Source organism: Pseudoduganella sp. (assembly GCF_041914865.1).
Classification (GTDB): domain Bacteria; phylum Pseudomonadota; class Gammaproteobacteria; order Burkholderiales; family Burkholderiaceae_D; genus Rugamonas.
Genome location: NZ_JAYSCO010000031.1, coordinates 35603 through 47315, shown reverse-complemented (window position 1 = coordinate 47315; position 11713 = coordinate 35603). Strand labels below are relative to the sequence as shown.

Below are 11713 nucleotides of genomic sequence, written 5' to 3'. Positions count from 1 at the left end.
TCATACTGAAAGTATTGCGGCCGGGCAACGTCCGGCCGTTCCGCCTGTAGTGGCGCGGCTACTGTCGTTTTTTTAGGCAATCTATTGCCTTCCGGAATTAGTCAGGGTCGATTTGTGGTAACCTAAGCAGTCCTAGGACATGGCGGGTGAACCATGAGTACGATCACAGATATGACCACCGCCCAGTTGGCGGCACTGACTGTAGCGCAAGTCGCCGCGATCTCAACTGCAGACTGGGCGGCGCTGAATGCCAGCCAGATTGCTGCGTTCTCACCGACGCAGATGGCCGGGGTCACCGGTCCGCGGCTGGCCGCCATTTCCACGGCAAACCTGGGGGCGCTGAGCCCGGCGGTGATCGCCGCGCTGAAGCCGATAAACCTGAATGCCGCCGCCAACGCCAACCCGGCCCTGCTGGCAGCCCTGAACACGGCCCAGGTGGTCGCCCTCACCACGGCCCAGGTGGCCGCCTTCAGCTCGCGCAGCTTCTCGACCATGAGCACGGCCAATATCGCCGCCCTGCAGCTGGAAGACTTGCGCGCCGTGTCCATGTTCGGCCTGAAAGGCATGACATCGGACCAGATGCGCGCCCTCACCACCGAGCAGGCCAGCGCCCTGACCTCGCGCCAGGCCAGCGCACTGAGCACGGCCTCGATTGCCGGCATGGAAACCCAGGACCTGGTGGTCCTCAGCACCAGTTTCGTGCGCGCGCTCGGCACCGCCCAGCTGGCTGCCTTCAGCACGGCCCAGATCGAGGCGCTGACCAGCGGCCAGATTGCCATGCTGGTGGGCGCCCAGATGCGGGCCTTGGGCACCGACGACATCCTGGCCCTGTCCACGGCCGACGTGGCGACCCTGCGCAGCAGCGCCATCCTCGGCCTCAGCACGGCCCAGCTGGCCGTCATGACCAGCGCCCAGCTCGAGGCCCTGACCACCGCCCAGTTTGCGCTGCTGAGCAGCCGCCAGCTGGCCGCGCTGCCGTCCGACATGATCGCCTCGTTCTCGACCAGCGAACTGGCCGCGCTCGGCACGCGCATCATGACGGCCCTCAGCTCCGACCAGCTGAGCGCCCTGAGCACCACCCAGGTCGCCAGCCTGAGCACGGGCCAGATCGGCGCCTTGCGCAGCACCACGATCAAGGGCCTGAACACCAGCCAGATCGCAGCGCTGACCACGACCCAGGCCAGCGCCTTGCAGGCGCCGCAGCTGAACGGCCTGTCGAGCGCGGCCCTGGCCGCGATTGAAACCGCAGACTTCGCCGCGCTCAGCACGCGCGCGATTGGCGGCCTGAGTTCGGACCAGGTCGGTTTGCTGAGCAGCAGCCAGATCGCCGCCATGACGTCCACCCAGGTGGCGGCGCTGGGCACGCGCCACCTGGCGGCCTTGTCGAGCAGCGCGCTGTCGCTGCTATCGACCGCCAGCATCGCCGGCCTGAGCCGCAATGTGCTGAATGCGCTCGACAGTGCGCAAGTGGCCAGCCTCAGTACCGACCAGCTGCGTGCGCTGGGCACGCGCCAGCTGGAAGCCATTTCCACCAAGGGCATCCAGGGCCTGCAAACGAGCCAGTTCAAGGCCCTGACCTCGGTGCAGCTGGGCGGCCTGAGCCCCAGCCAATTCGGCGCCCTGTCGACCGACAACATCAGCGTCATCAGCACCAATGCCGTGGCGGGCCTGCGCACGCAGGTGATCGCGGCACTGACCTCGGAACAGATCCCGGTGCTGGGCGCCGGCGCCGGCAGCCTGCTCGACGCCCTGACCGACAGCCAGTTCGCGGCCCTGCGCAGCAGCGCCATGGCCGGCCTCACCACGGCCCAGTTCGTAGGCCTGAGCACCGACCAGGCAGCCTTGCTGAGCAAGGCGCAGCTGTCGATGATTTCGACCGAGAACATCGCCGCCATGGAAACGGCCGACCTGGTCGCGGTGCGCACCGCCAGCATCGGCGGCCTGACCACCAGCCAGATCATCGCGCTTGGCTCGCACCAGGTGGTGGCCCTCACCACGGCCCAGGTGGCCGCCCTGAGCAGCCGCCAGTTCCTGGCGCTGGCGGACGACGACCTGGGTAGCCTGAGCACGCTGCAAGTGGGTGCCCTGAATACCGCGGTCGTGCGCCAGCTCGGCTCCAGCCATATCGCCGCCCTCAGCACGACGCAAGTGGCGGCCCTCAGCACGCGCCAGGTGGCCTCGCTGCAGACCGCCGCGCTGGCCGGCATCAAGACCGAGCAAGTCGTCGCCCTGAGCAGCAACCAGATGGCCGGCCTGAGCGCGGTCCAGGTCAATGCGCTGTCTTCGGCCGCCATGGCCGCCATTGAAACGGCCGACATCGGCGGCCTGCGCACCAATGTGATTGCCGGCATGGAGAGCGAACAGTTCGCCATGCTGGACACGGCGCAGCTGAACGCGCTGAACTCGGCCCAGTTCCGCGCCATCGGCAGCCGTCAGATCGCCGGCCTGTCGACCGACTTCATCGCCGCCCTCGATACCGAAGGCTTGTCGGCGCTGAGCACCAGTGCGCTGGCCGGCCTGAGCAGCGCGCAACTGCTGGCGCTGAGCAGCGCCCAGTTGGGTTCGCTCGGCTCGCGCCAGTTCATGTCGCTCAGCACCGCCGCCCTGGCCGTGCTGACCAGCACGCACGCGCTGGGATTGAGCTCCAACCACATCGGCGTGCTGAACACCAAGCAATTGGCCGCCCTCTCGACCGATGCCTTCGCCGCGCTGGATACCGGCGACCTGGCCGCGATCAAAGCCGCCAACTTTGCCGGCCTGGGTTCGGACAAGATCGGCGCCCTGTCCACCCTGCAGATCGCCGGCCTGACCACGGCCCAGTTGGCCGCGCTGACCTCGCACCAGTTGCCGGCGCTGTCGACGGACGACATCGTCGCCCTGGAAACCGCCGACCTGGCCGCGCTGAAGGGCGGCGTGCTGCGCACCATGTCCACCACACAGTTTGCGGCCCTGAAGACCGAGCAGATCATTGCGGTGACCACGCTGCAGATCAAGTCGCTGACGGCGGAACAGATGGCGGCCCTGTCGACCACGCAGCTGAAAGCCTTCACCACCACCCAGGTCGGCGCCTTCGTCCAGCAGCAGATTTCGCTGCTGAATGGCGAACAGACGCTGGCGTTCTGGCAAACCCCGATCGCGCTCGACCTCGACGGCGGCGGCGTGCAAACGCTGGGCCTGGCAGCCGGCGTGCAATTCGACGTCGATGCCGACGGCCAGGCCGGACAGACCGGCTGGATCGGCCGCGGCGACGGCATGCTGGTGCGCGACCTGAATGGCGACGGCGTGATCAACGACGGCGCCGAGCTGTTCGGCAGCGGCACCATGCTGGCCAATGGCAGCAAGGCGCAAGACGGTTACCAGGCGCTGTCCGAACTGGACAGCAATAAGGATGGCGTGATCAGCGCCGCCGACCAGGCCTTCGGCCAGCTGCGCATCTGGGTCGACGCCAATGCCGACGGCATCACCCAGGCGGGCGAGCTGGGCACACTGGCCCAGCACCAGATTGCTGAACTCAACCTCGCGGCCCAGGCCCTGGCGCGCCAGCAGCAGGAAAATATCGTCGGCCTGGCGTCCAGCTACACCAGGACCGATGGCAGCCAGCACGAGATGGTCGACGTCTGGTTCGCCCAGTCACCGCTCAGCAAAGCGGTGGGCGAACTGGCGCAGGCAATCCGCAGCGCCGAGGCGCCGGCCAGCCTGCCGGCCCCTGCCAGCCTGCCGCTTGCGCCCGGCCAGGGCAGCGGCGCCACCCTGGCCAGCGCCATGGCTGCCGTGCTGCAGGACTACGACGCCTATGGCCAGCGCCTGCTGCCGGCGCACGCGGCGGCCAGCAGCCACACCAGGCTGGAAGCGCTGGAACCGAAAGCGCGCCACGAGCTGCTGGCGCTGCCCAACAAGTCCTGACGCGGCAAGCGACGGTCAGAGCGGCTGGAACACTCCAGCCGCTTTGTTTTTCTGCACGTTATCCCAGGCAAAAATCTGGCCGTTCATGGCCACATACACGCCCGGCGGCAGCACTTGCGCCACGCCGCAGGCAAAACCCATATTGAAGAAGGCGTCCGAATTGTCGATCTCGTAAGGGATCATGGCGCCGGTGAAGACGATGGTCTTATCCTTGATCGCGGGACCCAGCACGGCTGCCGTTTCCGGCATGGTGTCGGTGCCGTGCACGATGACGATGGCCTTTTCCGGCGCCGCCTGGCACGCCGCCAGCACGCGCTGGCGGTCGGCATCGACCATGTCCAGCGAGTCGAGCAGCGACACCACTTCCAGTGCGCAAGGGGTGGTGATGCGCGCGCGTTTGATCGCGGCAGGCAGGTGGCTTTCGGTAAAGGCCAGGGTGCCGTTCAGTTCGTTATAGTGCTTATCGAAGGTGCCACCGGTGGCGATGATGCGCAGGCTCATGATGAAATAGAATAGAAGCAAAGGAATGGCCAGCATGATAGCTGAAATCGCGCCTGGCATTCTGCCGGACTGTTGACTACACTGGCTTCTTTGCCCGCCCCACCCATGAAAGCGCTTGCCCCCGGAACCGTGATTTTCCACCGCTATCGCGGCTACGGAGTGATCACCGCAGTAAACCTGCTGACTGGCTGGATTTCCGCCCGCTTCGGCAACGAGTCGCGCACGCTCGACCTCAACCTCTCCACCGACGAAGTGCAGTTTGCCGACGGCGAAGCCATCCTGTTCCGGCGCGCCCCGCCCGACCGCATGCCGCACGCCCGGCTGATGGCCGTGGTGCGCGAGTTGCACAAAGCGGGCTACCAGAAGTTATACCTGTACAGCTGGCCCAAGCCGTCCGGCCTGCATTGGCGCTGGCACCTGTTCACCGGCCCGCGCGACTGGATGCAGCGCTCCTGGCGCGAGGGCTGGTACGGCTCCGGCGCCGACTACATTTTCAACCCCGTGCTTGGCTGGGGCGACCAGCCCGGCGCCAGCACCGAAGAACTGGTGCACGCCCTGGCCCGGTTCGACCCGCAAGGCCTGGCGCAAGCGCTCGGCCGCGACGAAGACCACACCGCCTGGTTCGCGCAAGTGTGCGACGCGCTGCTGCCCGGCTATATGTACAGCCTGGACATGGCGCGCGCGCCCGGCGCCCCGCTGGCCGAGATGCCCCCGGTCCCGGTGGTCCCCGTGCGCGCCAACCTCAAGCCCTACAGCGGCCCGGCCCTCAGCTGGCCGCCCGGCTGGGCCGGACTGTGGACCAAGTCGCACCCCCTGCCCGCCCCGCCCGTCTCGATCGCGGGGCGGTACGGCGATCCTGCCGGCCCCCTGGTCGATACCAACCCGGCCGTGTAGCCGCCGGGCCCGCCTGCCGGGCTTAGCTGTTGATGTGGGCGACCAGGTTCTGGAAGGCGTGGCGGAAGTAGAGCTCGTAGCTGTCCTGTTCCACGTAGCCGAGGTGCGGCGTGCACAGGACGTTGGGCATGCGCAGCAGGGGCGAGCTTTCCGGCAGCGGTTCGGTGTCGAACACGTCAAGCGCGGCGTAACCGGGGCGGCCGGCGGCCAGCGCCGCTTCCAACGCGCCGGCCTCGACCAGCTCGGCGCGGCTGACGTTGACGAACAGGGCGTCGGGCTTCATGCGGGCCAGGTCGGCCGCGCCGACGATGCCGCGCGTGCCGTCGGCCAGGCGCAAGTGCAGCGACAGCACATCGGCCTCGGCAAACAGGGCTTCGCGCGAGGCGGCCGCCTCGTAGCCATCGGCCACGGCGGCAGCGCGGCTGCCTTCGCTGCCCCAGACCATCACGCGCATGCCGAAGGCCTTGGCATAGCCGGCCACCAGCTTGCCGATCTTGCCATAGCCCCAGATCGCCATCGTGCTGCCCGCCAGCACCTTGCCCAGCGTATTGTGCTCGGGGCGGATCGATACCTGCTGCCACTGTCCGTCGCGCAGCTTGCCGGCGTACTGGAACAGCTTGCGCCGCGCGGCCATCACCAGGGCCCAGGTCAGCTCGGCCGGGGCGGTGGGTGACCCGACCCCTTCCAGCACGGTGATGCCCAGTTCGCGGCAGGCATCCATATCGATGTGCCCGCTCACCTTGCCGGTCTGCGAGATGACTTTCAGGTTCGGCAGCTTGGCCAGCAGGGCGCGGCTGAACGACGTGCGTTCGCGGATCAGCACCAGCGCCTCGTAGGGCGCCAGGCGCGCCACCAGTTGGCCCATGCCCTTCACCGAATTGGTGAACACTTTGACCTCATGCCCGGCCAGCAGGCTAGTGCATTTCAAGCCACTGGTTGCATTTTGGTAATCATCAAGGATCGCGATTTTCATGGCAGTTAGCAGATTTTGTGATGAAAATGGTAGGGAAATAACGTGATTGTGAATATCTGGAATAGCCTACTACTTTACTCAAGCATTATTCCTACATTTTTGTCGGAAAGGACGGGGTGCAGGTGTACAATCGGCCCAAATCAGGGAGCCCAGACCGGCTCCAGCAGCACATGTTCCAGCGCCTGTGCCCACCCCCGCCAGGCGCCCGCGCCCTCGAGAAATCGGGCGCATTCGACAGAACCGCCGTACTCCGCCGAAGCATCCTGTCTTCAGCGCGCAAGCTATCAGCTGACGACGATTCCTGCCGTGCCGGGACAAGACAGAATTCTTTATTGGCATTGGAGGTACTATGAATCAGCCCGTTATGGGAGGCGTTACAGCAATGAACGCGCCAGCTTACATCAAACAGCAAAAGCTGATCAATTGGGTGGCGGAAGTCGCCGCGTTGACCAAGCCGGCCCGCATCTACTGGTGCGACGGTTCGCAGGAAGAGTATGACCGCCTGTGCGCGGAAATGGTTGCCGCCGGCACCATGAAAAAGCTGAACGAAGCCAAGCGCCCGAATTCCTACCTGGCTTGCTCCGACCCATCCGACGTTGCCCGCGTTGAAGACCGCACCTACATCTGCACCAAGACGAAGGAAGAAGCCGGCCCGACCAACAACTGGATCGACCCGCAGGAAATGCGTGGCACCCTGAACGGCCTGTTCGACGGCTGCATGGCCGGCCGCACCATGTACGTGGTGCCGTTCTCGATGGGCCCGCTGGGTTCGCCAATCGCCCACATCGGCGTGGAGCTGTCTGACTCGCCATACGTCGCCGTCAACATGCGCACCATGACGCGCATGGGCAAAGCCGTGTACGACGTGCTGGGCACCGACGGCGAATTCGTGCCTGCCATCCACACCGTCGGCAAGCCGCTGGCGGCCGGCGAGAAGGATGTGCCATGGCCATGCAACCCGACCAAATACATTGTCCACTTCCCGGACACCCGTGAAATCTGGTCCTACGGCTCCGGCTACGGCGGCAACGCGCTGCTGGGCAAGAAGTGCTTCGCACTGCGCATCGCTTCCACCATGGGCTACAAGGAAGCGCAAGCGGGCGGCGACGGCTGGCTGGCCGAGCACATGCTGATCCTGGGCGTGGAATCGCCAGAAGGCAAGAAGCACTACGTGGCAGCCGCCTTCCCATCGGCCTGCGGCAAGACCAACTTCGCCATGCTGATCCCGCCTGCAGCCTTCAACGGCTGGAAGGTCACCACCATCGGCGACGACATCGCCTGGATCAAGCCGGGCAAGGACGGCCGCCTGTACGCGATCAACCCGGAAGCCGGCTACTTCGGCGTGGCCCCTGGCACCAACACCAAGACCAACTCGAACTGCATGTCCTGCCTGAACGAGAACACCATCTTCACCAACGTCGCGCTGACCGACGATGGCGACGTGTGGTGGGAAGGCCTGACCAAGGAAGCCCCGGCGCACCTGATCGACTGGCAAGGCAAAGACTGGACCCCGGCGTCCGGCACCAAGGCCTCGCACCCGAACGCACGCTTCACCGTGTCCGCCGAGCAGAACCCGGTGATCGACCCGGCATGGAATGATCCGGCCGGCGTACCAATCTCCGCCTTCATCTTCGGCGGCCGCCGTTCCACCACCGTGCCGCTGGTCACCGAAGCCCGTAACTGGATCGAAGGCGTCTACATGGCCGCGACCATGGGTTCCGAAACCACCGCCGCCGCTGCTGGCCAGCAAGGCGTGGTGCGCCGCGACCCGTTCGCCATGCTGCCGTTCATGGGTTACAACATGAGCGACTACTTCCAGCACTGGCTGGACATGGGCAAGCGCCTGGAAGGCAAGGGCGCCACCCTGCCGAAGATCTTCTGCGTCAACTGGTTCCGCACCGACGAGAACGGCCACTTCGTCTGGCCAGGCTTCGGCGACAATATGCGCGTGCTGAAGTGGATGCTGGAGCGCGTGGAAGGCACTGGCGGCGGCGTCGAAAACATCTTCGGCACCACCCCGCGTTATGGCGACATCATGTGGGACGGCCTGCCATTCACCGCCGAAGAGTTCGAAACCATCACCTCGATCGACAAGGACGCCTGGCGCGCCGAACTGAAGCTGCACGCAGAACTGTTCGACAAGCTGGCCTACCACCTGCCGCAAGAGCTGAAGGACAATATGGCCAAGCTGGAGCAGCGCCTGAACGGCTGATCCAAGGTGACCGAAAAAAAGCGCGCCGTTGGCGCGCTTTTTTATTGCTTTACTTTCGGCGGCGGCGCAGGGTGGCGCCAAGAGCAATTAAGCCGATCCCACTCAGCAGCATAGTGGCTGGTTCAGGTACGGCGGTGCCAGGAGTACCGGCGTCGACCAGTTTCAACTCCCGGGTCGGGCCGCCAATGTCGAAGTTAACTACTTCTGCAAAGCTCGGAGGCCCACCGAGGTCATCAATCGTGAAGTAGCCTTTGAAGCCGGTGAAATCCAGGCTTTGACCGTCAGCCAAGCCAAAGTGATCAAGCGAACGGATGCTCACGTTCTGGAGCGCTTCCGGCGGCGCACCAAAACCCAGTGCATGCGTGCCGGAGTTGTCTGCACCAGGCCACAATTTCCGGACGCCCGTAAGGGTAATGTTGCGATTCGAAACTACCACTGGGACACCATCATCACTTGGTGTCAGGCTGTCACCATTCAGTTTCTTGAATGAAACCCCCACCCCGAATATCCTTGCGTCTTCAACCTCGGTGAAGCGAATCGCCTTGTTTCCGGCAAATGTGAAATCGAATTCCACCTGGTCGCCAGTTTGGAACAACAGGGGTTGCTGCAGAGGGGTGGTGCTCGAGTACGAAACGAAGAGGTCGAACCAGCCACTGGTTTGCAAATCCATCGTGCCTTTGATGGAAATGGTCGCGGCAGTCGAAGTTCCTGCAGCGAATAGCAAAGCCGCAGCGCCGATGAGTTTGGATAAGCAGTTCATATGGGTAAATATTGTTCTAAATGAACAAGAGTATCATATTTGCGAAGTTTAATTGTTAAATAGGCAATTTCATTTATTGACTATCCCACCTTGACACTGAATGTCCCTAAAGTGCAGAATCGCGCTCAGTAGTTTTTTATTAACGAGAATTCACGAAAGGACGACCATGCCACGTACGGCTATCACATCGCAGCAACATCGATAGCCCCCAGCGCACGCGCTCGGGGCCGGCACTCTTGCCACCCGAGCCGGTCGTTCTTCCAACACGAACCCCGGCCAGGAAACTCGCCGGGGTTTTTGTTTCCCAAGCCCCGGCATAACGAAAGACGTTATGCCAATCAAACAAAGCCTGCACAAAGGCCTGGTGCCTGTGCACATCTATACCGATGACATCGATCATTCGGCTATCCAGCAACTGCTGAACATTTCCAGCCTGCCCATCGTGCATCCGCACGTGGCGGCCATGCCTGACGTCCACTCCGGCATCGGCGCCACGGTGGGCAGCGTGATCCCGACGCGCGGCGCCATTATTCCGGCCGCGGTCGGGGTCGATATTGGCTGCGGCATGAACGCCGTGCGCACCACCCTGACCGCCGGCCAGCTGCCGGACAACCTGGCGCGCGTGCGCAGCGCGATCGAAGCGATGGTGCCGGTCGGTTTCGAGCAGCATGCCTACGACAAGGTGCGCGGCTCGGCCCATGCGCGCGCGGGCCGCCCGCTGAACGACCGCCTCGACCGCATCGTGGCGCGCCACAAGGGCATCATGAAGATGCAGCAAAAGTTCGCGCAAACCTGGATCTGCCAGCTCGGCACGCTGGGCGGCGGCAACCACTTCATCGAACTGTGCATCGATGAGGAGCAGCGCGTCTGGATCATGCTGCACTCGGGCTCGCGCGGCATCGGCAACGTGATCGGGCGCTATTTCATCTCCGCCGCGCGCAAGGAAATGATGCGGCACAAGGTGAACTTGCCGGACCGCGACTTGTCCTACTTCAGCGAGGGCTCGGAGCTGTTCGACGATTACGTGGAAGCGGTCGACTGGGCGCAGGACTACGCCATGCTGAACCGGCGCGAAATGATGCGCCGCGTGGTGGCAGCGCTGGAGCCGCACGTGCCGCCCTTCAGGCTGGACGGGGAAGCGATCAACTGCCACCACAACTACGTGGCGCAGGAAGCGCACTTCGGCCACAAGCTGTACGTCACGCGCAAAGGGGCGATCTCGGCGCGCGAGGGCGAGCTGGGCATCATCCCCGGCAGCATGGGCGCGCGCAGCTACATCGTGCGCGGCAAGGGCAACGAGCAATCGTTCTGTTCCTGCTCGCACGGTGCCGGCCGCCGCATGAGCCGCAGCGAGGCGAAACGCAAGTTCAACCGCTTCGACCTGGCCGAACAGACGCAAGGCATTGAATGCCGCAAGGACGGTGGCGTGGTGGATGAAATCCCTGCCGCCTACAAAGACATTGACGAGGTCATGGCGCACCAGTCCGACCTGGTCGAGATTGTGCACACGCTGAAACAAGTCGTGTGCGTGAAAGGATAAGCAATGAAAGTAACGATCAAACTACCGAAACCGCGCAACCCGCTGGTGGTGCTGGCGCGGCAGCGCAGGGCGGGCAGCCACAAGCGCAGCGAACCGTCGCGCCAGGTGCAGAAGCAGCAGCTGGCGCGCCAGCGCTGGGACGACTAGGCGCTATTGGCCGGAGCTGGTCGGCATGGCCGGCAGGCCCAGCATCTTGCGCCGGATGTCGAGCGCGCCCTCGTCTTCGATGATGACGGGCTTGCCGCTGGCGAGCTGGGTGCCGTAGCGCTGCGGCAGGCCTTTCGCCACCAGCAGGCGGTCTTCGGCCTGCGCCAGCTGGGCGCCCGGCACATCGTTCTGCGCCTGGGCCTCGCGCAGGGCGGGCAGCAGGGCTTCCATCTCGCGCGGCGGCGTGCGCATCAGCACGGTGAAGGCGTTGGCCGCCAGTTCCGGGCCGGCAAAGCGCAGGCCGGGCCAGCCGTGCGCAGCAATGATGGTTTTGAGCCGCGCCAGTTCCTTGCGGTCGCGTGCGGCGTCGCGCTTGCCGGGCGCGCCCATCGCTTCCAGCGCGCGGATGGCGGCCAGTTCGCGCGCGTCGAGTACTTTGCGCCGGACGATGACTTCGTCGCCCACTACAGCGGTGGTGGCGCCGCCGCTGCGGATGGTCACCCGCACATTGCCGCGCGCATGGGTGATGCCGCCGCGCTCCTGCTCGACCTGGTTGGCTTCGACCTGCACGCTGTGCTGCTGGCCGATGGGCAGCATGATGCGTGCGACTTCCTTGCCGCCCGCCAGGGTGTGCACGCTGATCCGGCTGGGCTCGGCGGCCATGGCCGACCAGCTCGCAACCGCCAGCACGGCCGGGGCGATTTTGTCGAGGATTCGCATGGACAAACAGTAGCAAAGCGCGGCGGAAGGTGGAGCACGGATGGGTACCGTGACAATGCGGGC

The 11713-nt window shown here is 64.8% G+C and carries 9 protein-coding genes; 5 read left to right on the top strand and 4 right to left on the bottom strand.

Annotated features, from left to right (window positions below; all coding sequences use genetic code 11):
• Positions 1–153: 153 nt before the first annotated feature.
• On the top strand, positions 154–3903 hold the full coding sequence (locus ACE3TQ_RS15605) for a heme utilization protein (protein ID WP_374583200.1): 3750 nt from the start codon (positions 154–156) through the stop codon (positions 3901–3903).
• Positions 3904–3918: 15 nt separating this feature from the next.
• Here the strand turns inward: ACE3TQ_RS15605 and ACE3TQ_RS15600 are convergent, their stop codons facing one another.
• Complete coding sequence (locus tag ACE3TQ_RS15600) at positions 3919–4404, bottom strand: asparaginase domain-containing protein (protein ID WP_374583217.1); 486 nt, start codon at positions 4402–4404, stop codon at positions 3919–3921.
• Between the two features lie 105 nt (positions 4405–4509).
• On the opposite strand from ACE3TQ_RS15600, the gene ACE3TQ_RS15595 reads away from it, so the two are divergent.
• Positions 4510–5298: an L-asparaginase gene (locus ACE3TQ_RS15595; protein WP_374583199.1), complete on the top strand. Its 789-nt coding sequence runs from the start codon at positions 4510–4512 to the stop codon at positions 5296–5298.
• Positions 5299–5320: 22 nt separating this feature from the next.
• Here ACE3TQ_RS15595 and ACE3TQ_RS15590 read toward each other — a convergent pair whose 3' ends face one another.
• Positions 5321–6271, bottom strand: coding sequence for a D-2-hydroxyacid dehydrogenase family protein (locus tag ACE3TQ_RS15590; protein WP_374583198.1), 951 nt, complete (start codon positions 6269–6271; stop codon positions 5321–5323).
• Positions 6272–6620: 349 nt separating this feature from the next.
• Here ACE3TQ_RS15590 and ACE3TQ_RS15585 point away from each other — a divergent pair, with 349 nt between their 5' ends.
• Positions 6621–8483, top strand: coding sequence for a phosphoenolpyruvate carboxykinase (GTP) (locus ACE3TQ_RS15585; RefSeq protein WP_374583197.1), 1863 nt, complete (start codon positions 6621–6623; stop codon positions 8481–8483).
• Positions 8484–8532: 49 nt separating this feature from the next.
• On the opposite strand, the gene ACE3TQ_RS15580 is transcribed toward ACE3TQ_RS15585, so the two are convergent.
• Positions 8533–9243 carry a PEP-CTERM sorting domain-containing protein gene (locus ACE3TQ_RS15580; RefSeq protein ID WP_374583196.1) on the bottom strand — a complete coding sequence of 237 codons (711 nt, stop codon included), beginning with the start codon at positions 9241–9243 and terminating at the stop codon, positions 8533–8535.
• Positions 9244–9574: 331 nt separating this feature from the next.
• Here ACE3TQ_RS15580 and ACE3TQ_RS15575 point away from each other — a divergent pair, with 331 nt between their 5' ends.
• A complete protein-coding gene (locus ACE3TQ_RS15575; RefSeq protein WP_374583195.1) occupies positions 9575–10783 on the top strand; it encodes an RtcB family protein in 1209 nt (402 codons plus the stop codon).
• Between the two features lie 3 nt (positions 10784–10786).
• A complete protein-coding gene (locus ACE3TQ_RS15570) occupies positions 10787–10930 on the top strand; it encodes a hypothetical protein (RefSeq protein WP_374583194.1) in 144 nt (47 codons plus the stop codon).
• Between the two features lie 3 nt (positions 10931–10933).
• On the opposite strand, the gene ACE3TQ_RS15565 is transcribed toward ACE3TQ_RS15570, so the two are convergent.
• On the bottom strand, positions 10934–11650 hold the full coding sequence (locus tag ACE3TQ_RS15565) for a DUF6624 domain-containing protein (RefSeq protein ID WP_374583193.1): 717 nt from the start codon (positions 11648–11650) through the stop codon (positions 10934–10936).
• Positions 11651–11713 lie beyond the last annotated feature (63 nt).

Bases quoted from the DNA above. Each gene is read 5' to 3' on its own strand.
- ACE3TQ_RS15605 (WP_374583200.1), top strand. From the start codon at position 154: ATGAGTACGATCACAGATATGACCACCGCCCAGTTGGCGGCACTGACT.
- ACE3TQ_RS15600 (WP_374583217.1), bottom strand. From the start codon at position 4,404: ATGAGCCTGCGCATCATCGCCACCGGTGGCACCTTCGATAAGCACTAT.
- ACE3TQ_RS15595 (WP_374583199.1), top strand. From the start codon at position 4,510: ATGAAAGCGCTTGCCCCCGGAACCGTGATTTTCCACCGCTATCGCGGC.
- ACE3TQ_RS15590 (WP_374583198.1), bottom strand. From the start codon at position 6,271: ATGAAAATCGCGATCCTTGATGATTACCAAAATGCAACCAGTGGCTTG.
- ACE3TQ_RS15585 (WP_374583197.1), top strand. From the start codon at position 6,621: ATGAATCAGCCCGTTATGGGAGGCGTTACAGCAATGAACGCGCCAGCT.
- ACE3TQ_RS15580 (WP_374583196.1), bottom strand. From the start codon at position 9,243: ATGAACTGCTTATCCAAACTCATCGGCGCTGCGGCTTTGCTATTCGCT.
- ACE3TQ_RS15575 (WP_374583195.1), top strand. From the start codon at position 9,575: ATGCCAATCAAACAAAGCCTGCACAAAGGCCTGGTGCCTGTGCACATC.
- ACE3TQ_RS15570 (WP_374583194.1), top strand. From the start codon at position 10,787: ATGAAAGTAACGATCAAACTACCGAAACCGCGCAACCCGCTGGTGGTG.
- ACE3TQ_RS15565 (WP_374583193.1), bottom strand. From the start codon at position 11,650: ATGCGAATCCTCGACAAAATCGCCCCGGCCGTGCTGGCGGTTGCGAGC.